Below are 20,080 nucleotides of genomic sequence, written 5' to 3'. Positions count from 1 at the left end.
ACCACCAACGGAAGCAGAATCATGCCCATAGCCACCCTCAACGGGATCCGACTCAGCTACGACGTCACCGGTACCGGTCCACTCGTATTGCTGATCATGGGGACCGGTAGCCCCGGCCGAGTCTGGCGCACCTACCAGGTGCCGGCGCTGGTGCAGGCCGGATTCCGGGTCGCCACCATGGACAGCCGGGGGATCGCGCCGTCGGACGAATGCGCCGAAGGCATGAGCATCGACGACCTCGTCGCCGATGCGGCCGCGCTGATCGAGCATCTCGGCGGTGCACCGGCGCATGTGGTCGGCACATCGATGGGCGCTCGGGTTGTCCAAGAGTTGTCGCTGTCGCGCCCAGATCTCGTGGCCAAAGCGGTCATGCTCGCCGCGGTCGGTCGTCCGCATCCGATGGCCCACGCGCTCAATCTCGGCGAGCAGGCCCTGCATGATCAACGCGTCCAGTTGCCCCCGCAGTACGCGGCCGCGATCAAGGCCATGCTGAATTTGTCGCCGCACACGCTCGAGGACCCGGTCAGCGCCCAGCAATGGCTCGACATCTTCGAATACTCCGCCTCGGCCGCGCATTCGCCCGGTGTGCGGGCCCAGATCGGGATGGACCGCTCCCGTGATCGCCTCGCCGACTACGCGCGAATCACCATTCCCAGCCTCGTCGTGGGCTTCGCCGACGACCGCATGACCCCGACCGTATTCGGTAAGGAAGTCGCCGCCGCGATCCCCGGTGCCCGCTACGTCGAGATCGACCGCTGCGGGCACTACGGCTACCTGGAGCGGCCCGAGGAAGTCAACCGCGTGATCATCGAGTTCCTCACTGCCCCACCGGCATAGGGCCAGCACGGATTTCGCAGCACCACCGGACCACCCAGTCCCGCCGATGAAAAGGACCAACCTGATGACCGAATCGTTGCCCCCGTGCCCCGCGTGTTCGAGCGCCTACACCTACGAAATGGGATCGCTGCTGATCTGCCCGGAATGCGCGCACGAATGGACCTCCGGTCTTGGCTCGGACCCAGCCAACGCACAGGAGACCGTCATCACCGATTCCGTCGGCAATGTCCTCGCCGACGGCGACACCGTGACCGTGATCAAGAGTCTCAAGGTCAAAGGCAGCGCCACCGGAATCAAGGCGGGCACCAAGGTCCGAAATATTCGTCTTGTCAACGGCGTCGGCGACCACGACATCGACTGCAAGGTCGACGGCATCGGCCCCCTCCAGCTGAAATCCAGCGTGGTCAAGAAAATCTGACAGTCACACAGTGCGACCCCTCGCGGCAGTTCCGCAGTCGACCCATGATCGGCGGATGTCGGGGCGGTCGGGTGCGAGCGTGCAGCCGTCGACGGCCGGATGCACCTGCCATTGGTTTTCTGGTTTCTGCTGTTCAGTTGCAGTCGAGGGGCTTTCGGCGTCTGCGATCATCGAGCACCATCGTTCGATGTCGGGTGTGCCCGAGGTTGCCCAGCCTCCTTGCCAGGTGCCGATGCGCTGGCAGTGCAGGATCGGGTGGAGTTCGTTCCAGCCCGAGTGCGCGGAGTCGTAGACCCCGCGTCCGCCACGGACTCACCTCCATGGCAGGGCAATTCGGCCCGCCCTTGACGCCCAGGTCGACGGTGGTGGTGCCGATCGGGATCGCTGTGGTGCCGAGGCTCGATCTCGATTGACGGGTGATCGGCAGGTCGCCGCGGTTGGCGACATCAGCCCGTGGACAGTCGTTTTCGGGCGCATTTGCCAACCGTGGCAAGCTCTGCGCTATCGGCTTTACTTGGTCCTGTGACGTCTATCGCTACCAGTGTCCGTGCGTTGCCCCCGATGGTCTCCGGCCGCCTCCGCAACACCAAACGCTTTCTCACCGAACCGATTACGTTTCTCTCCGACGCCAGGTCCCAGCACGGTGACGTGTTTCGGTTTCAGCTGATCAACGGGGTCATGGTCGGCGTTACGCATCCCCACCACATCAAGTACATCTTGCAGGAACGCATGGCGAACTTCACCCGCGAGACCGAGATGTACGACATCCTGGAGCCGTTCGCGGGCCGCGGGCTGGCGACCATCGCCGATCACGACAAGTGGCGACACAACCGGCGCCTCGCCCAACCCGCCTTTCACCACAAGAAGATCAACGCGCTCAGCGAGATCATGGTGGCCGAGATCGACGCCATGTGCGACGAATGGGCAGAACACGCCCGAACCGGCCGCACGATCGATGTCGGCGAGCAGATGAGCCTTCTCACATTGCGGGTCGTGGTGCGGGCTCTGTTCGGAATGGATGCGCACGGACCGGAGGTGACCGGTTTCGCCAGCGCGACACAGCGGGTCAACTACGAACTGGGAAAGTTCATCCGGATGCCGTTGATCCCCTTGCAGTTTCCGACTCCGAGCCACCGCCGCTTCTGGCGGGCGATCGGCGAGATGGATGCCATCGTCTACTCGGTGATCGACCAGCTCCGCGATAACGACAATGGCGGATTGCTGGCCATGCTCATGAACGCCACCGACGCCGAGACCGGCAAGAACTTCACCGACAAAGAGTTGCGCGACGAGGTCGTCACCATGCTCTTCGCCGGTCACGAAACCAGCTCCTCGGCTCTGACCTCGGCCCTTCTGTTTCTGCAACTGCATCCGGAGGTGCGCGAGCGGCTGCGCGACGACGTCGACACCGCGCTGTCCGGCGGCCACGCCACCGTGACCGACCTGCCCGCGTTGGCCTACAACAAACAGGTGATAGAGGAGGTGTTGCGGCTGATGCCACCGGCGTGGATGGGACAACGCCGCGCCCGCGAGGCCGATGAGATCGGGGGCCACCTCATCCCGGCGGGCACTCCGGTGATGTTCAGTTACTATCACGCACACCGCAATCCCGAGGTCTGGGATCAGCCGGACACCTTCGACCCGGACCGCTTCGCCGCCGACGCGGTCGCCGCCCGTGACCGGAACATCTACCTGCCCTTCGGTGCGGGTGGACACCTCTGCATCGGCAACGCGTTCGCGATGATGGAAATGCAACTCGCGTTGTCGACCATCATGCGGCGGTTCGAGTTGACCATTGAGAACCCAGATCCCACCCCGGCTACGGCGATCACCCTCAGCACCAAGTTCCCGCTGATCGCGTCCCTGACCGAACGGGGATAGCGCGCGATCCGCGACCATCGGTTCCGGGGCGCGTGCCGACCGTGGACGCTTTTCAATACGTTCTGATTATGTCCATGCGGAGTGTATTGAATGAGAATCGCGCGTTGGCCACTGTGTACTCGGCGTTGATGTCACACGGTCGCCCCAGCGGTGCGAGCGACGCAGGAACGATGCTGTGACCTCGGTACACTCGGCATGTGCCCAAACTATGGAACGACACGATCACCGCGCATCGGCAGGCGGTACGTGATGCGTTGCTGGACACCACTGCTGATCTGGTGCAGGAACATGGTGTCGCATCGGTGACGATGACGCAGATAGCCGAGACAACGGGGATCGGTCGCGCCACTTTGTACAAGTACTTTCCTGATGTCGAGTCGATTCTGCGGGCATGGCACGAGCGGCATGTGAGCGCGCATCTGCAGCAGCTGACCGATATCGTCGAACAGGGCGGTGAGATCGGGCAGCGGCTGGAGAAAGTGCTCACCATGTACGCGATGATCGATTACGAGCGGCACGGTGGGGAGATGGTGTCGCTGTTGCATCGGGGTGAGCATGTGGTGCACGCGCAGCGGCATCTACATGAGCTGGTTCGTGATCTGATCGGCGCCGCGGCCGATGCCGGTGTGGTGCGTTCGGATGTTCCGGCCGATGAACTCGCGCGGTTCAGTCTTTCGGCGCTGTCGGCGGCGAATGCGTTGCGATCCAAGGCGGCTGTGCGCCGACTGGTCACGGTCACCTTGTCCGGGTTGCGACCCTAGCCCGCCTGCCTTGACCAGCCGGGACACAGTGTCGCCCAGGCGACATCATGTCTGACAAGTAGGCGAGTTCCTACCGAATTGCGATACCCGGCTTGCCGCCGCCTCCGTTGCCAGCACCGAGGCCGAGGATCGCCAGCACCACCCAGACGATCACTGCGAGAGCGGAGATCCGGAACGGGAGTGGGGTGCAGAAGAACGGTTGGTGGAAGTGATCGCAGACGGTCTGCGAGTCTGAGTGGACCATGCTGAAGTGAACCGGCCTTGCGTTCGTCCCTCATACGATCGCAATGCCGGTTCCCTGGCGTTCGGGGTCAGTGGGGTGAGCTGCCCGCTTTGGCGATCAAACGTCGGTGCAGGTTCCGACCGACCAGTCCCATGAAGGCGAGCTTGCACAGGATCACGGCGGCCCCGATGACGCTGAGTGCACCGATGTCGCGAACCAGACTGCCGCCCAGCAGCAGATGCGCTGCCAGGATGCCGATCACAACGGTGGCGATCAGTACCGTGCGCGGACGCGACAGCCGGGCGTGCTGCCCGGCGTGTTCGGCTGCGTTTTCATCGCGAGTTGCGGCGAGAGTGGCGCTGTCCGGGGATTGGGAGCGAGTCCAGTTGACCCGCAGGGGATTTCGGTGACTGAAGCGATCGAGGTTGTTCGTGATGATGTCCTCGATCCGGCGCAGGCCCGAGGTATCGGCTGCTTCGATGTGTACGGTCAGGGCGCTGTCGTCGGCGGTCAGGGCGCAGCGACCCCACGGAGCGAAGGTGATCGAGCCTTCGCCGCTGGACCATTCGGCGCGTATCCGGATATCCGGGTGGGTGCGCGGGTGATGCGGATGGGAGGCATGACCACCACCCATCGCCGCGGCGTGGCGGCACAGCTGGGTGAGATACCGCCCGGCGCGGTCGGTGTCGATTCGAGTATCAGCGGTCAACATGAAGCTGCCTTTCCGATCGTGGGCGTCAGGGGGTCCGGACTCGGGTGAAAGCGGCCAGCCAGGCGGGAATCTCGTGGGCATGCGGACCCGCCCGTAGAACGGTGGGATCGATCGAATCGACACGCCAGCCATCGGCGAACAGGGCGGCGATCTCGTCGAGGGTCAGTGCCCGATGATGGTCGCCGCCTTCGCGGAAGCACAGCAGGAAGTAGCGCCCGCCGACCCGAGTCGTCGACCGTAGCCCGTCGAGATAGGCCGTGCGAGCGGTGTCGTCGTCGATCAGATGGACGAACAGTCCGCAGTCGAGCACGGTGTCGTACTGCTCGCCGAGTTCGGCGAGCAGGGTGGCGTCGTGGCAGCGGAACTCCGCGCGCAGCCCGCGGTCGAAGGCCTTGTGCATGGCCAGGTTGATCGCGGCCGGTGAGATGTCGATCCCGGTGGCTGCGAGCCCGTGTTCGGCGCACATGAGCACGTGTTCGCCGGTGCCGCACCCGAGATCGAGCACGCGTCCGGTGAGCGCGCCGTTGTCGGCGAGTTCGCGGAACGCGGACTGGGCGCGGCCGATATCCCATTCGGGGCCTCGGTCATACAAGTCGTCCCACTCCACCGGCCCGTGCGGCTCGTGGCCGTCGCCAGGGTGGCCAGGGTGCAGATGCGGGGGAATCGCGGTCATCTGGGTGTCCTTTCGGTCGGTTCCCGGAGGGACTCGATAGCCCAGATTTATCAGTACATACTGTCTCTGTCAATGACGCTTCGTCTAGATTATTATTGTGCTGCTGCGCGCAAGTGTCGAATAGCGCGGCAAGGCGGGCTCACGAGTACAACCGCTCCGAAAGCCGTTGCCGCACCGCCGGCCAGTCGTCGTCGGTCATCGCGTACTGAACCGTGTCACGCCAGCTGCCATCGGGCCGCTTCTTGTGCTTGCGCAGGATTCCCTCCCGTTCGGCGCCGAGGCGGGCGATCGCCTCCTGTGAGCGGGCATTGCGAATGTCGGTGTGCCAATAGACGCGGACGGCGCCGAGTTCGTCGAATGCCCTGGTCAGCAGGAGCAGCTTGGCCTCGGTATTGAGGGCGGTGCGCCACCAAGCGCGGCCGAGCCAGGTGTATCCGATGGCAATCGAGCGACTGTTGCGGTCGATGTCGTAGTAGGAGGTCGTCCCGGCGAACGGGCCGTCGGCTCCGTCGCGGATATCGATCTGGGCGAAGCACACCCGGCTTCCGCGTACGTCGCGGTTCATCATGGCGGTGACCATCCGTTCGGCGTCGGCTCGCGAATGAGGTCGCGGGCTCGACAAATGCTGGAACACTTCGTCGTCGGCAATCTCGAACAGTCCATCGGTGTGGGCCGCGGTGAGTGGTTCGAGGCGGACGAAGGTCCCGGTGAGAGTTGTCGGTGTGGTCCAGTCCGCGGTTGCGGCAAGAGTTTCGGTCATGGCGGTGTTCATTCCTTCGGTTCGGCCAGCGCCTCGAGGCGGCGGCGGATCACGTGATGATTGGTGAGAAACAGCTCGGCATCCAGTTCCTCGACGTCGATTCCATTGGAGGCGAGTACTTTTCGAAAATCGGTGCCCGAGCGCACGGCATCGGCCGCGGCTGCCTGCACGGCCCGATAGGCTTGCTCACGTTCGACGCCTCGCTCGAGCAACCGCGCGAGCACGACGGAACTGAACGCCAGCCCGCGGCTGCCGGCCACGGTGTCGCGCATGCGCTCCGTCGCCACATCCAGCGTCGCAACCAGATCGGTCGTCAGGGTCGCCATGTAATGGCCGACCGTCAGCAGTTCGGGCAGCGCGACGCGTTCGACTGCGGCGTGGGCGAGATCGCGTTCGTGCCAGAGTGCGACGTTCTCGAGCATCGGGCCGACCGCGCCGCGCAGCAGCCGAGCGAGGCCACAGATGCGTTCGCTCTTGGTCGGATTGCGTTTGTGGGGCATGGCACTCGAACCCTGGTACGCGCCGGTGCGGCATTCCTCCACCTCGCGCACCTCCGTCCGTTGCAGCAGCCGGAACTCCAGCGCGATGCTCTCGATACACACGCCGAGCGTGGCGATCGCGACCGCCAGTTCGGCGTGCCGGTCGCGGGCTACGACCTGGGTCGGCACTGGTTCGATGCCCAAATCCAATGCGCGGCAGACGTATTCCTCGACGAACGGGTCGATCAGCGCGTAGGTGCCCACCGCACCTGAGATGGTGCCGACGGCGACAGCGGCACGCGCGGCAGCCACTCGCCGGATCGATCGGTCGATACCGAAGGCGAACCCGGCGAGCTTGTGCCCGAAGGTGGTGGGCTCGGCGTGAACGCCGTGGGTGCGCCCGATGCACACAGTGTCCCAGTGTTCGATCGCGCGGTCCACAAGCACCCGGCACAGTCGCCGCGCGGCATCGAGGACCAGGTCGGTGGCCTGTGCGAGAGTGCAGCCGAGCGCGGTGTCCACGAGGTCGTAACTGGTCATGCCCAGATGGACCCAGCGGGCCGAATCCTCGGGCATGGGTTCGCAATAGGCCGCGAGGAAGGAGAGCACCTCGTGCTCGCGGTCGCGTTCGAGTTCGGCCACCCGAGCGGCGAGCGGGGCCAGCGCGCGGCGGATATCGGCGAGCGCCGCGGCCGGTACGTGGCCGAGTTCGGCCTGAGCCTCGGCGGCCAGGACCTCGACGCGGGTCCAGGTGTCGTACCGGTTCTGCTCGGACCACAGGGCGGTCATCTCGGGAGTGGAAAAGCGGGCAATCACAGCGTCCCCACCGGCTCGAGGCGGATGCGCTGTTCGGTGTGCTGTTCCACCTTGTCGCGGCTGTAGAGCATGGGGACGTAATCGCCCGCGCGCCAGATGTCGAACAGGTCGCGATAGTGCGGGCCGCGCGGATCCCCGGACTGACCGGGCGTGTTGACGCACCGGGAGTTGTCCCATGCGCCGACATCGATGATCATCCGGAACGACGGGCCGAGGAATGGGAAGAAGTCGTGCGGGTGGTAGGAGCCGCAGTCGACGGTGGTCCCGGACCCGCCGATCGGCACCGGACCGACGTCCAGCGACGTGTCGATCCTACCGAGCGGGTGTGGCTGCCGATTCCGATGCAGCGCACCCCAACTCCACGATTCGGGCCCGGGGCCGAGCATCGCGACGAGTTCTTTGTACGCGTCAGCGAGTGTTTCACCGATGATGCGGTCACGGGTACCGACCGAGGGGGGATTGCGGAGCCAGGCGCGGACCGCCTCGGGATCGGGATGGGGAATCAGCGCTGCGGCAGCAGGATGTGCGCAAGCGCGCACCATCGCAGGACCCAGATGTCGCGTCCACCAGGTCTCGAAGAGCGCGGCGGCGGCGGAGTCCGCCGTCTCCACGGCATCCCATTCAGAGAGGAGTTCGATTGCGGCCGTGGACAATTCGTTGCCGTGCTCGGGTCGCAGCGAGCGCAGCAGGTGGAGGGTGTGCCAGGCAGTCGGGGAGAACAAGTCGGTCTGCAGGGCCGCGCTGTCGTCGGGCGAATGCGGTGCTGGCCGGGCGAGGGTCTGGACGATTCGGCTATACCGGTCGTATCCCGGCCATTCGTAGGCGGGAAGAGGATAGCCGGGCGGAACATTGAATTGATTCGCGCTGGCAAGGAACCCGCTGCCCGGACTGACACCGCGGGCGAAGTCGGCGGGGGCGAAGAACCCATCCCAACGGTAGTTTTCGCAGCCGGCCGGGACGGGGAGCAGACCATCGTATCCGGTACGACGCGGGACGAGTCCGGCGCTGCGCGTAGCGATGGTCCCGTGGACGTCGGCGTACACGTGGTTCTCGCCGGGGGCCCGCCAGCTTTCCAGAGCCGCATCGAACTCGGACCAGCTGGTGGCGGACAAATAGTCCAGGCTCCCCAGATACGGCGCGGTGCCCGGTTCGAACCAGGTGGACCGCAGCGCATAGATCTTTCCTCGCGCGCGGTCCACATGCAGGACCGGCCCCTCGGTGCTGAATTGCAGCTCGACCTGCACAGGTGGGGAATTCTTGACGGCGACGAGTTCGGCCACCGTCTCGATCGGTTCGCGGTCGAGATCACAGACCACCAGATCCTCGGTGTCGATCGGACACACCGTGAACCCGAAGGCGGCGGTTTCGTTGTGGCCCAGTGCGATTCCCGGCATATGCGGTTCGCCGGCACCGATGACGTCGATGCCCGGGGCGCACAGGTGGGAGATGTAGCGCAGCGAGGGAGTGGTGTAGGCGCGGTGCGGATCGGCGGCGAGCAGCGGGCGACCCGTCGTGGTGTGCTCGGCCGCGACCGCCCAGCAGTTGCTGCCCTCCACCACATCGGCTGGCATCGGCTCAGCGCTCTGCCCGGTGGCCAGCAAATACGGCTGCAGGACTTCCGCGGGCAGGTCCAGGTCGATCCCAGGCGGAACAACCATACGGTGGCCCGGAACCACATGCTGCCGCAGCGCATCGGATTCGATATCGGCCGCCGCGACGACCTGTGCCCGGCGCACCTGCGAGATCACGTTGAACACCGGAGCGTGCGCGCGCGGGCGCACGACATCCTCGGGCGACCATCGGGCGGGCCGGTAACCGGCCAGGCCGAATTCTGGTGGCAGCGCTTCGGAATGGTCATCGAGCCAGTCGAGATAGGCGTTGATGCCCGCGACGAATCGGGTGACCGTGGCACGGGTCGCCGGTCCGTATGCCCGCCACTCCGCCTCGATATCGCCGCGATACAGCAGCAATCGCGCGGCGCGGTCCTGCTCCAGGTATTCGGGTCCGAACGCTTCGCAGAGCAGTCCGAGCCCGCGCCGCCGCCACAGATCGAGCTGGAACAGCCGGTCGCGTGCGGCGTTGTAGCCCTGGGCGAAGAACAGGTCCTCGGCCGATTCGGCGTAGATATGAGGGATCCCCCAACGGTCGACGAGGATGTCGACCGGAGCATGTAGCCCGGGGACCTGTCGAGTGGTGAAAGCGCGCACAGCACATCCTGTTTCAGTGAGCGGGTTCGACTGTGGAAGGTTGGGCGGCGGTCGCGGAACCGGGGCGCCGGCCGACGATGGCTCGCAGCGCGGGCGCGGTGACTCCGGTGGTGATGAGGGCCATGATCACGAACATCGCGAACAACGCGGAATCCAGCAGGCCGAGCTGCAGGCCCAGATTGAGTACGACGAGTTCGGTGAGACCCCGGCAATTCATCATGATCGCGACCGCGAGGGCATCGCGGCGGGACTCTCCGACGGCGAGTGCGGCCGCGCCGCTGCCGATCACCTTGGTGGTCAGGGCAACTGCGACGATTACCGAGCAGACCGCGAGGGCGGACACACCGGTGACGGCTCCGATATCGGTGCGCAGTCCGACGGTGACGAAGAACAGCGGCAGCAGCACCCATAGCGTGAGGCCTTCGAGTTTGGTGCCGAGATCGGTGATCGTCGCCGAGCCGCGGGGCATGATGATGCCGGCGAGGAACGCACCGAAGATAGGGTGCACGCCGATGGCCTCGGTGACGAGTGCCGATACCAATACGACGCAGACCAGTCCGGCATACAGCGCGATGGGTGACCTAGCGTTCCGATCCGCCTGTGCCACAAGGCGAACCAGTGCGGTGCGCACGATGGTGATCATGGCGATGGTGAACGCCACTGCCGTTGCGATCGCGACCAGTGCGGGCAGCAAGGACGTGTGGTGCACGACGGTGACGACCACCGCCAGCAGGCACCATGCGGTCAGGTCGCACGCTCCGGCCGCGCCGATGCCCATACTGCCCAGCCGGGTCGAGAGCAAATGCTGTTCGTCCAGAATCCGGGCCAGTACCGGGAACGCGGTGATCGCAAATGCCACACCGATGAATAGTGCGAACGACAGCGAGCCGGAATGAGCGGGCGGATATCGGTGGTACAGCCACCAGGCGGTCGCGACACCGCCCAGGAATGGGACCGCGATGGCGGCGTGTCCGATCACGATCGCTTTGGCGCTGATGCGGCGCATGTCGGTATGTGAGACCTCCATGCCGACCAGGAACATGAAGAACACCACGCCGAGTTGGGCCATCGAATCGAGTTGGGGGAGAATGTTCTTCGGAAACAGCCATTGCTGTAGTCCGGGTAGGGCAGCGCCGAGGGCGGTCGGGCCGAGTAGGAGGCCCGCGATCAACTCGCCGAAGACTCGGGCCTGCCCCAAGCGCTCGGCGAGCGCGCCGCCCACGGCTGCCGCGCCGACAACGACGGCAATGGCGACCAGTAACCGCGGCAAGGTCGATGCGTCGGCGACGGCCGGTGCGGCGCCGCCCGGCGCCGTCGCACCGATCGGCACGATCAGTGCGACGGCGGCCAGCGCCGGTGCGGTGACGATCAGCAGATACGCGATGAGTAGCCGTTTCACGGGTCACTCTCGATGTCGTGATCGGTGTGGCTAGACCGACGGAACCCGCAGCGGCGGGCCGTCGACGCCGTAGACCGGGCAGCCGAGTTCGAGTTCGAACGGGGCGAACAGCGCGTATTCCTCATGCTCGCGCAACCGCTTGACCAGACGATTGTCATCGGACCAGAAGTCGCCGTTGAGGGTGAGCACCCGTTCCTTCTCGCCGAGCCCCTCCGAGGTCAGCAGTTGACGGATGTAGGTGCCCATCGTCCCGACCCTGGTGTCGTACACGGCACGGATCAGCCGATAGTAGGTCTCGTAGCCGGTCTTGAAGAAGTTCGAATACCGCAGCTGCGCCACGGGTTCGGTCGTCTCGCCGGCGAGCAGCTTGCGGGTCTCCTTGGCGGCTTGCCGCCCGCTGGCCAGGGCCAGGTAGACGCCCGCCGAGAAGATGGGATCGGTGAATGCGCCGGCGTCACCGGCGATGAAGAAGCCGGGCCCGGTCAGCGTGTCGGCGTGGTATTCGAAGTTGCGCTCGCCGCGCATCTCGTGCCAGACCTTGGTTCCGGTGAGGCGCTGGGCGATTCGCGGCAGCCGCTCCAGGCCGAGGTCGAAGACGGCCTCGGGGGTGGAGGCGCGCAATTTTTCGGAGTGGGTCATAGCGCCGACGCTGATGATGTCGTCGCGAATCGGAATGGCCCACATCCAGCCGTCGGCGTGGACGCCGATCTGGGTGTCGCCCTCGCGGGTCGGGTTGTACTGCTCGTCCAAGCCTTCGAAATGCCTGAAGACGGTCGCCATCCTGAGCTTGTTGTCGGTGGTGCGCAGCTCGAGATGCCGGGCGATGACGCCGGACCGGCCGCTGGCGTCGATGACGTATTTGGCGGTGGCGCTTTCGAATTGGCCGTCGTGCTCGAATCGGACGCCGGTGATGCGTTCGCCGGTGAAGATGAGTTCCTTGACCGGGGCCTGCTGCAGCACCGTGACGCCGGGCGCTTCGGCGGCGGCGTCGAGCAGGATCTTGTCGAACAGGGCCCGCTCGACCTGGTAGGTCCAGGTGCGGTAGCCGTCGTCGCCGGTCACCTCGAGGTCCACCAGCCGGTTGCCTTCGGGCAGGATCAGATCGAGTCCCCGTTTGATCGGAAATCCGTTGCCGGGCATACGATCCAGTACACCCAGCAGCTCCAGCATGTCGGCGGTGTAGGGCAGGAACGATTCACCGATGTGGAAGCGGGGGAATTCTTCCTTCTCCAGCACGAGCACCGAGTGGCCGCCCTGGGACATGGTGATGGCGTAGGAGGATCCGGCGGGGCCGCCACCGATGACGATGGCGTCGTAGTCGGTGTGCCCGTTGGTGTTGGTCGTCATGGTTGTTCCTCGGGTCGGGCGGTCAGTGGGACTGGGCCGCGGGGGATCGGGTGAGCCGTGCCCATGCCGCGAGCGTCGGTTCGTCGGTGAGGTCTTCCATCGAGATCCGGATGCGGACGCGGCGCCACAGGTTGATGACCCGCATCATCGCCAGGGAGTCGAGGCCGAGCTCTTGCAGGTCGGCGTCCTCGGGGATGTCGGCGGGGTCGATGCGCAGCAGTTCGGCGACGGTGTCGCGCACCTGATCGAGGGTGGGTGGCTGGCCGGGAGGCTTGGGCGGCATGGGTTTTGTGTTCTCCTCGTGATTCAGGCGGTGGTGGCCGCGGTCGCCGCGAGCCGCTTCTTGTCGACCTTGCCCAGACCAGTGAGCGGCAACTCGGAAACCAGCTCCAGGCGATCGGGAAGCTTGTAGTCGGCGATTCCATTCTCCTGCAACGCCTTACGCAGCTCTCGCAGCGTGGGCGTGATCCCGTCGGCCGCTCGAACGAACGCACAGATGCGCTCGCCCACATAGGGATCGGGCACCGGTACCACGGCGACCTGGTCGACCGCGGGGAGCGCGAGCAGATAGCCCTCGATCTCGGAGGCGGACACCTTATTGCCGCCGCGGATGATCACGTCCTTGCGTCGGCCCTGCACGATCAGCTCGCCGGTAGGGGTGGCAGTGACCAGATCACCGGTGCGGTAGAAACCGTCTTCGGTGAAGGCGATCGAATTGTGTTCGGCGGCACGGTAGTAGCCGCGCAGCGTATAGGGTCCCCGGGTCAGCAACTCGCCGGTGCCCCCCGGCGGGACCTCGACGCCGGTGTCGTCGACGATGCGGATCTCGTCGTCGGGAGACAGCGGCTGGCCTTGCGTGGCGAGGACCGTCTCGTCGGCATCGATGTCGCGGGTCATGGTGATCAGACCTTCCGCCATCCCGAAAACCTGCTGTAGGCGGCAGCCGAAGGCCGGGCCGATCCGTTCGGCGGTTTCGCGATGCAGCGGAGCACCGCCGACCTGGATGGTGCGCAGGCTCGGCAGTTCGTGCGGGTCGTCGTCGATTGCGTCCAGCCACATCTGGACCAGGGCTGGTACCAGCGCCGTGACGGTGACGTGTTCGGTTTCGATCAGCTCGAAACAGTCCGCCGGGATGGGGTCCTCGACCAGCACCACGGTGCCGCCGACCCGGAACGTGCCGATGATGCCGGGGCAGCCCCAGGTGAAGTTGAACGCGGCCGGCAGGGCGGCGAGATAGACATCGGAGCGGGTGAGCCTGGTGACGGCCGCGGCGGCGCGGGTTTGGTAGGCGTAGTCGTTGTGTGTGCGGGGAATCAGCTTGGGCAGTGCGGTGGTGCCACCGGACAGCAGGAAGAACGCCACATCCCCCGGATCCGACGCCGCGGGCGCGGACGACTCGGCGTCGACCGCCGCGAGCGCGACAGCGCCCTCGGGAATGTCCTTGCCGTGCACGAAAACTCGCAACGTCGAGAACTCCTCGGCCAACGTTGCCGCCATGGCCCCGTGGTCGAACCCATGGCTGTGGTCGGGAACCACATAGCCGCGGGCGTCGGTCATGGTCAGCAGGTGGCGGATTTCGATGGCGCGGTGCGCGGGCAGTGCGAAGACCGGTTTGACGTCGATGCTGATCAGTGCGAAGTAGGTGATCACGAATTCCGGAACATTGGGCAACTGCAGGACTACTCGGTCGCCGGCCGTGAGTCCCTGTGCCCGGAATCCGGCCGCCATCCGCCGGATTCGCAGGTCGAGTTCGCGATAGGTGATGCGTTGCTCACCGTGCACGAGCGCGGTGCGGTCGGCGTATCGCGTCGCCCAGTGGCCGGGCAGATCGGCGAGGGTCTCGCCGCTCCAGTGGCCGTGGTCGCGGTATCGGGTCGCGACGTCGGCGGGCCACGGTGTGCAGCCTTCGAGCATGGCTGGTTCTCCGATCGATCGAGGGACTGACTGGGGATCAGGTCATCCGGCGGCGACCGGAGCGGCGGCGGGGACCAGGAATTTCGCGACGCTGTCGAGCTTTTCGCAGGTCTCCTCGAATTCGCGCTCGGGCCGGGACTGGCCGACGATGCCCGCCCCCGCCTGTAGCCAGGTACGGCCGAACTGGCGGTAGACCGCGCGCAGCACCAGTGCGGCATCCATGGATCCGTTGTGGTCGACGCTGAACACCGCGCCGCTGTACAGACCGCGCGCGGCGGGCTCGAGGCTCCGAATCGCTTCATACGCCGCGGCTTTCGGCACACCGGAGGCGGTGACGGCCGGGAATACCGCGGCGAAGGCGTCCCATGCATCGTGGCCGTCGGCGAGGCGGCCACCGACCCGGGAGGCCAGATGCTGCACGGTACCGCGCTCCCGGACGGTCATGAATTCCTCTACCGACAGCGAATCCGGAGTGCAGACGCCGACCAGTTCGTCGACGGCGATCTTGACCGAAATGGCATGCTCGTAGATCTCTTTGGGGTTCGACAGCAGTTCCGTACGCAGGTGCCCATCGCGGGCGGGATCGCCGGTGAGCGCGCGTGTGCCGGCGAGTGGCTGGCTGATGACGCGGCCGTCCGCGTCGACGGCGACGACCACCTCGGGGCTGAAACCGGTCGCCTCGATGCCGCCCAGGTTGAGCAGGAATGACCGCGCGGGGTTGTTCGCTTTCCGTCCGTGCCGGTAGGTGGCGAGCAAATCGATCTCTTTGTTCACCGCGAACGTGCGCGACAGGATCACCTTCTGGAACCGGTCGGCGTGGATCGCGTCGACGGCGTCGGCGACGGCCCGCTGGTAGTGAGTTGCGCCGTGCCGAACATCGATCGGTGCCGCGACGGGAGCCGGAGGGTTGGTCGCGGCCGCCAGGCACTCGGTCACCGCGTCCAGGCTCTCCGTGTCGGTCGCACGGACGACGGCTGTGCCGCCGTCGATGCGGACCTCGGTGCGGGGGATGATCAGGTGCAGCAGCGGCTGTTCCCCGACCGCGGAGCGGTCGCCGTCTTTGGCGTAGGCCAGCTCGAACGCGGCCCAGCCGTAGGCGCGCCAGCCCGGCACCGGGAACGAATCGAGCAGCTGCCGAATCTGGAGCAGCGGCTTGTCATTCCAATCCAGGGAGATTCCGTCCGTCACGCCGCGCAGGTGGGCGCCGGAACGGTCGAGACTGATCTCCGCGAGTACGCCGCCGGCGTAGCTCCACTGGCGGGGCTGTTCGTAGACGATATGCTGCTCGTGCAAACCAGCCTCGACGAGTGCGGTCAGTGCCGTCAGCGGATCGGTCGGCAGTGACACGGCGCGCTCGATATAGCGTTGGCCTGGAGAGGTTTTCACGGCGGAGTACCTTTCGATGAAGCGGCTCGACGGATCAGGCGGAGACGGCGTCGGCGAAGTGGTCGATGAGCGTGGCGGCCTGGCCCGGATCCAGTCGCGGATCGCACGGCGGTCGTGAGCTGGATTTGCCTGTTGGGGTCAGTGATTCGCGGCATTCATGGACGGCGTCCGGACTCACCTCGAGATGTAGTCCGCCGGGGTGGCAGCCAGCGGTGCGCAGGGTGCGGACGAATGCGGTGACCTCGGTTTGCAGGTCGGGCAGCAGGCGCGTCTTGCTGCCGTCGATGGTGCGGGTATTGGCGTGCATCGGGTCGCAGACCCAGAGCACGGGCGCCCGGGATTCGGTGACGATGCGCAGCAGCGGCGCCAATCGCTCGGCTGCTTCCTTCGCGCCGAGCCGGGTGATCAGAGTCAATCGCCCGGGCTCATGCCGCGGGTCGAGCGCACGGGCGAGGTCGAAGACGTCGTAGCCGGTGGCGGTGGGGCCGATCTTCACGGCAATCGGATTGGCGATGGTCGCCGCCCATTGCACATGCCAATTCCACAGTCGGCGAGTGCGATCCCCGATCCACAGCAGATGTCCGCTGCCCGCGAACGGGCGGTCACCGCCGCGCGTCAACGGTTCTTCATAGTCGCGCAACAGCGCCTCGTGGGAGAGGAAGATCGGCCGATCCGGGTGTGCGTGGCGGGTCAGCTGGGCGAGCGTTTCGGTCGCATGGCGGTAGGAGTCGAGCAAGCGTTGCGGGTCCGGCCGCCGGGACTCGCTGGTCGGGTCCAGGCTGTTGACCGCGTCGCCGCGGTAGGTGAGGATCTCCGTCCCGCCGGGGCCGTATTCGTATGCGCTGCTGCGTGGTTTGGCGTGCTGACCCGCCATTCTCGTGACAAGGATGACCTCGCGACCGGTGCGACGGGCGAGCCGGTCCGCGAGGCTGCGGTAGAGCCGCAAGCGCCGTTCCACGTGCTCGGCGGTGGCCATGGCGAAGGTCTCGGCGCATTCGCCGATCTGCAGCACGAACGCGGCACCGGATTGGGCACGGGCGAGTCCATCGCGAAGTAGGTCGATATCGGTGCGGTTCACCAGTGGCAGGCGTTGTGCCAGCCGGGTTCGGACCGTGTCGAGGCCCGGATCGCGGTCCCAGGGCGGCTGATGTTCGGCGGGCAGCGTGCAGAGCCCGGCAAGCCGGGCGGCGGCCGGTCCTGCCGGTGAGAGCACCTCGACGGCGAAAACTGGAGGCGTCATGCGGTTCCTTCGGTCCGTTGCGAAAGGTCGGGCTCCGCGGCGGCGGTGATCGCCGACCAGTGCCAGGCGGGGTCGAACGCGGTCACAGCGACCTGGTGACCGGCGGCCGCCAGCGCTGCGGCCGCGCTGGTCGCGGTGGCGATGAACTCCGAAACACGATGGGCGGCGAGCAGATCCTGTTCGGTGAACGGATCGGACGCACAGCGCAGCAGCCGTAGATCGACGAAGCCGTCGAAGCGGCGACCGTCGATGTGGACCGGTTGTGGGCTGCGAATGCTGAACCGGACACGCGCCGCGATGTGGCCGTGGTGGTGCTGATCGGAGAAATGCGACAGATCGGGGATGGTCGGTGGGACGAAGTGGTCGCGCGCGCGGACCACCGCTACCCGGGGGAGGTTCCCGGGCACGAAATGCCAGGAGTTGTACTGCATTCGTGCCGACATCGACCAGGCGATGTCGGCCAGCTGCTCGACGCTGTCGCCGAAGAATCGGCGGGACGACGGCGCGGGGACGACGCAGCAGAAGTACTCGGGCAGCTCCCAGCCGCAGATCGTCGCCCAGTCCTCGTCGCGCAGCGCCTCGATCAAGCGGGTCAGATCCCGTAGGCCGCGGCTCATGGCGAAATCGGCGGAGAAACATTCCCGTGCCGCACTTACTGTTTCGTAGATGAGCGATTCGAGGCCGGTACCGAATCGGCCGTGTGGGTGCGCCAGCCATTCGGGCGCTGCCGCGACGCTCGCACCCAACGCGGTGAGGTGTTCGCCCGAAACCGGTAGCCGCTCACGCAATTTCCGGCACAGGATCAATTCGCGCTGGCGGGTCGATTGTTCGATCGGGCCCGCGACGCGCTCGATCTTGTGCATGAGTGGGCCGTAGATCTCGCGGTAGAGCCGCACTGCTCCGGTGAGTTCGCCACGGCGCTTGCGCAAGCGGGTGGCCAGTGCGTGCAACGAGGCGACATCGGCCTTGCCGGCGGCGGTCACGCGTGTGCCGGTCAGGACGGAGTTGTAGGTTTGCCGCGTACGTTCCAGCAGTTCAGCGATGTGCGCCACGGTGAGCTGGGTGCCGTTGGCCTCCTCGATCCGCGCGTAGCCGCTGGACCGGACCAACAGCGCCAGGCACACCACGAGCATCACCGTGCTGTCGGACCACTCCCACAGCGGGAGTCCCCCCAGGGCGGTGAGAACACTGTCCGGGTGACCGGGTAGCAATGTCTTGCCCGGGAGATTGTTGCGCTCACGGAAGTTCGTGTAGAGCTGGTCGGCCTGATACAACATGAATGGCGCGGTGCGGCGCGCCGCGTCGGCGAGCTCGTCGAGCAGGGCATTGCGCTCGTCGACTTCCATGGCCTGCAACCAGTTCCGGCAGTCCGCGACCGATTCGGCATACTCCGCGATGGCGAGCCACACGTGCCGCCGGTACGCCTGAACCTCCGCGGCCGTCCAGGAGATGCGCAGTACTCCTCCGACCAAGTCGTCGCGCTCCGACACCGGCGTGGCATCCGGTACGCCGATCGCCACCCGGCCGGTACCGGTGAGCCCGATCTCGCCAACGAATTCCGCTGCCCCCGAGGATCTTTGATCGCCAACCGCGACTCTCTCGCTGGTTCGCCAGGTCAAACCGCACAAAACCGTGAGTGCGGAGAGTTCCGTGAGGCGCAGTGCGCGCAACTGAACGTCGGCGGGGATACGGCCGTCCAGCGTCAGCAGTATCCGCACCGCGCTGTCGATATCGTTTGCGGCGACGGCCCGCTGCCACACGTTCGCCAGCAGTGTGGGAAAACCGGCGGTGGCGTCGAGGTACCGGTCCGGGATGGGGGTGATGCCGGCTGGTCGGCCCAGTCGGCTCGGCCGGCGGCTCTGGCGGGCCTTGGCCCTTTCCGCACGGCGTTCCGAGCGGTCGTGCCCGGTGCCGGTGCTCATCGAGCCACGTATTCGTTCTTAGTGACCAGATCCCAGACTGTTTCGCCGGTCGGCTGGTAGTCCTCGTCGACGTAGATGCAGTCGACAGGGCAGACCGCAATGCATTTCGGGCAGCCGGAGCACAGCTCCGGCACGATGACGACCCGCAGACCGTTGTCGATGATGGCACCGAATTCTGCGGGGCAACTGCGGACGCAACTGTCGCAGGTAATGCATTCCGCGGATTCGATTCGACGCGGCGGCTTGCGCCATTCGTCTTTTCGTGAGCGGGTTTCGATTATCTGATTACGCCCGGTGGTGTTTCGGGTGTCGGTCGCGAGTGTCAATTCCGGTCTCCCTCTGCGCAAGACTTCCGTTCGAGAGCATCCGGGGTGGCGGGCTTTTCCGTCAAGCCGATTCACCGCATCGCTGTTCAAGTGACGAATCCGGCAGTTGAACGGGCGGTTGAGCACTGGATGCGAATAACTCGATCGATGACTTATCCGACGCGTGGCCCTACGATTCGGAAAAATTACCGACTTCGAACATAGGACTACGGCCATGAAGGTTGATGGTGTGTTTTTTGCTGGGGTGGGTTCGGCTGGGGTGGGTGTGGTGGATGTTGGGGTTGCGGTGGAGCGTGGTTGGTGGGATGCGGGGGTGGCGGAGCGGTCGGGTTTGGTGTCGGTGACGGTGGCGGGTGGTGTGCCGGCGCCGGATTTGGCGGTGGAGGCGGGGTGTCGGGCGTTGGTGGGGTCGGGGGTTTCGGTGGGGGAGGTGGATGCGGTGTTGCATACGAATGTGCATCCGCAGGGGCCGGATGGGTGGTCGGCGCAGCATTATGTGAATCGGCGGACGGTGAATCGTCCGGTGACGTCGGTGGAGATTCGGAATGGGTGTATCGGGTTTTTTTCGGCGGTGCATTTGGGGGTGTGTTTTTTGTTGGCGGATGTGGGTCGGCGGGCGGTGTTGGTGACGGCGGCGGATAATTTTGGTACTCCGGCGGTGGATCGGTGGTCGGCGTCGCGGTTGTTCGTGTTGGCTGATGGTGGGGGTGCGGTGGTGTTGTCGAAGGGGGGTGGTTTTGCGCGGTTGTTATCGATTGATTCGGTCTCCGACCCCGAAC

General features: G+C 65.8%; 19 protein-coding genes. 5 read left to right on the top strand and 14 right to left on the bottom strand.

Annotated features, from left to right (window positions below; all coding sequences use genetic code 11):
* Positions 1 to 21: 21 nt before the first annotated feature.
* From ACHQ4I_RS24850 to ACHQ4I_RS24835, 4 genes are all read left to right on the top strand, one after another.
* On the top strand, positions 22 to 837 hold the full coding sequence (locus ACHQ4I_RS24850) for an alpha/beta fold hydrolase (RefSeq protein WP_420774246.1): 816 nt from the start codon (positions 22 to 24) through the stop codon (positions 835 to 837).
* 64 nt (positions 838 to 901) lie between these two features.
* On the top strand, positions 902 to 1,255 hold the full coding sequence (locus ACHQ4I_RS24845) for a zinc ribbon domain-containing protein YjdM (RefSeq protein ID WP_420774245.1): 354 nt from the start codon (positions 902 to 904) through the stop codon (positions 1,253 to 1,255).
* A 522-nt stretch (positions 1,256 to 1,777) separates the two neighbouring features.
* On the top strand, positions 1,778 to 3,136 hold the full coding sequence (locus ACHQ4I_RS24840) for a cytochrome P450 (protein WP_420774244.1): 1,359 nt from the start codon (positions 1,778 to 1,780) through the stop codon (positions 3,134 to 3,136).
* A 197-nt stretch (positions 3,137 to 3,333) separates the two neighbouring features.
* Complete coding sequence (locus tag ACHQ4I_RS24835) at positions 3,334 to 3,897, top strand: TetR/AcrR family transcriptional regulator (RefSeq protein ID WP_420774243.1); 564 nt, start codon at positions 3,334 to 3,336, stop codon at positions 3,895 to 3,897.
* A 70-nt stretch (positions 3,898 to 3,967) separates the two neighbouring features.
* Here ACHQ4I_RS24835 and ACHQ4I_RS24830 read toward each other — a convergent pair whose 3' ends face one another.
* The 14 genes from ACHQ4I_RS24830 to ACHQ4I_RS24765 form a co-directional block, all read right to left on the bottom strand.
* A complete protein-coding gene (locus ACHQ4I_RS24830) occupies positions 3,968 to 4,141 on the bottom strand; it encodes a hypothetical protein (RefSeq protein WP_420774242.1) in 174 nt (57 codons plus the stop codon).
* A 67-nt stretch (positions 4,142 to 4,208) separates the two neighbouring features.
* Positions 4,209 to 4,832, bottom strand: a complete 624-nt coding sequence (locus ACHQ4I_RS24825) for a DUF2218 domain-containing protein (RefSeq protein ID WP_420774241.1) — start codon at positions 4,830 to 4,832, stop codon at positions 4,209 to 4,211.
* A gap of 25 nt (positions 4,833 to 4,857) precedes the next feature.
* Entirely contained in the window at positions 4,858 to 5,505 is a 648-nt protein-coding gene (locus ACHQ4I_RS24820) for a class I SAM-dependent methyltransferase (protein WP_420774240.1), read from the bottom strand.
* 139 nt (positions 5,506 to 5,644) lie between these two features.
* On the bottom strand, positions 5,645 to 6,265 hold the full coding sequence (locus ACHQ4I_RS24815) for a GNAT family N-acetyltransferase (RefSeq protein ID WP_420774239.1): 621 nt from the start codon (positions 6,263 to 6,265) through the stop codon (positions 5,645 to 5,647).
* A gap of 8 nt (positions 6,266 to 6,273) precedes the next feature.
* A complete protein-coding gene (gene purB, locus ACHQ4I_RS24810) occupies positions 6,274 to 7,560 on the bottom strand; it encodes an adenylosuccinate lyase (protein ID WP_420774238.1) in 1,287 nt (428 codons plus the stop codon).
* Positions 7,557 to 9,767: a penicillin acylase family protein gene (locus ACHQ4I_RS24805; protein ID WP_420774237.1), complete on the bottom strand. Its 2,211-nt coding sequence runs from the start codon at positions 9,765 to 9,767 to the stop codon at positions 7,557 to 7,559. The genes purB and ACHQ4I_RS24805 overlap by 4 nt, the downstream gene beginning before the upstream one ends.
* Before the next feature lie 13 nt (positions 9,768 to 9,780).
* On the bottom strand, positions 9,781 to 11,166 hold the full coding sequence (locus ACHQ4I_RS24800; protein ID WP_420774236.1) for a cation:proton antiporter domain-containing protein: 1,386 nt from the start codon (positions 11,164 to 11,166) through the stop codon (positions 9,781 to 9,783).
* A 30-nt stretch (positions 11,167 to 11,196) separates the two neighbouring features.
* Entirely contained in the window at positions 11,197 to 12,513 is a 1,317-nt protein-coding gene (locus ACHQ4I_RS24795; RefSeq protein WP_420774235.1) for an NAD(P)/FAD-dependent oxidoreductase, read from the bottom strand.
* Between the two features lie 22 nt (positions 12,514 to 12,535).
* A complete protein-coding gene (locus ACHQ4I_RS24790; protein WP_420774234.1) occupies positions 12,536 to 12,796 on the bottom strand; it encodes a phosphopantetheine-binding protein in 261 nt (86 codons plus the stop codon).
* A gap of 23 nt (positions 12,797 to 12,819) precedes the next feature.
* Positions 12,820 to 14,427 (bottom strand): (2,3-dihydroxybenzoyl)adenylate synthase, encoded by a 1,608-nt coding sequence (locus ACHQ4I_RS24785; protein ID WP_420774233.1) that lies wholly within the window; start codon positions 14,425 to 14,427, stop codon positions 12,820 to 12,822.
* A gap of 42 nt (positions 14,428 to 14,469) precedes the next feature.
* The gene (locus ACHQ4I_RS24780) at positions 14,470 to 15,813 is read right to left on the bottom strand and encodes a salicylate synthase (protein ID WP_420774232.1); all 1,344 of its coding nucleotides are present in this window, start codon (positions 15,811 to 15,813) and stop codon (positions 14,470 to 14,472) included.
* 34 nt (positions 15,814 to 15,847) lie between these two features.
* Positions 15,848 to 17,053, bottom strand: a complete 1,206-nt coding sequence (locus ACHQ4I_RS24775; RefSeq protein WP_420774231.1) for a 3-deoxy-7-phosphoheptulonate synthase — start codon at positions 17,051 to 17,053, stop codon at positions 15,848 to 15,850.
* Positions 17,050 to 18,975: a hypothetical protein gene (locus ACHQ4I_RS24770; RefSeq protein ID WP_420774230.1), complete on the bottom strand. Its 1,926-nt coding sequence runs from the start codon at positions 18,973 to 18,975 to the stop codon at positions 17,050 to 17,052. Before ACHQ4I_RS24770 ends, ACHQ4I_RS24775 begins: the two co-directional genes overlap by 4 nt.
* The gene (locus tag ACHQ4I_RS24765) at positions 18,972 to 19,301 is read right to left on the bottom strand and encodes a 4Fe-4S dicluster domain-containing protein (protein ID WP_420774229.1); all 330 of its coding nucleotides are present in this window, start codon (positions 19,299 to 19,301) and stop codon (positions 18,972 to 18,974) included. Before ACHQ4I_RS24765 ends, ACHQ4I_RS24770 begins: the two co-directional genes overlap by 4 nt.
* Before the next feature lie 214 nt (positions 19,302 to 19,515).
* On the opposite strand from ACHQ4I_RS24765, the gene ACHQ4I_RS24760 reads away from it, so the two are divergent.
* On the top strand, positions 19,516 to 20,080 hold a 565-nt coding region (locus ACHQ4I_RS24760), incomplete at its 3' end, for a beta-ketoacyl-[acyl-carrier-protein] synthase family protein (protein WP_476445406.1).

It is taken from the genome of Nocardia nepalensis, assembly GCF_048910785.1.
GTDB lineage: Bacteria > Actinomycetota > Actinomycetes > Mycobacteriales > Mycobacteriaceae > Nocardia > Nocardia nepalensis.
This window is presented reverse-complemented; position numbering and strand designations above follow the sequence as displayed.